Source organism: Mesorhizobium sp. M7A.F.Ca.CA.004.12.1.1, from assembly GCF_003997835.1.
Classification (GTDB): Bacteria; Pseudomonadota; Alphaproteobacteria; order Rhizobiales; family Rhizobiaceae; genus Mesorhizobium.
Window position 1 is genome coordinate 1 of sequence record NZ_RZRK01001497.1, and the last position, 483, is coordinate 483.

At 65.8% G+C, this 483-nt stretch carries 1 pseudogene; it reads left to right on the plus strand.

Annotation, left to right across the window (positions count from 1 at the left end):
* Window positions 1-27 precede the first annotated feature (27 nt).
* Window positions 28-483 (plus strand): annotated as a pseudogene (locus EN984_RS37225) (hypothetical protein); the annotation flags it as partial.

Genomic DNA, 483 nt, shown 5'->3' on the forward strand with positions numbered 1-483 from the left:
GTCTCTGTTACCAACCGGAGCCTGATCGTGACCGACGGCGCCGATTCGTATGGTATCAGCGCCAACTCGATCGGCGGCGGTGGTGGTGTCGGCGGCTCGGCGACATCGGGCGTATTGGGTAAATATGCGATCGGTGGGGCGCTTGGCGGGGCAGGCGGCGGCGGTGGCAGCGCTTTCCAAGTCGACGTCTTCAATCTCGCCACGGCCGGCATCTGGACCCAGCAGGAGCGTTCCATCGGCATCTTCGCACAGTCGGTGGGTGGCGGCGGTGGCGCCGGTGGCGCCGGCGAAAGCACCGGTCACACCGATGAATCGGAAGTCAGTGTCAACCTGTCACTGGGCGGGTCCGGCAACGTTGGCGGTAACGGCGGCAAGGTCAATGTCGAAAACAGCGGCTGGATCCAGACCGAGAAGGCCTATTCGCACGGCATACTGGCGCAGTCGATCGGCGGCAGCGGCGGCGTCGGCGGCGCTTCGGACACC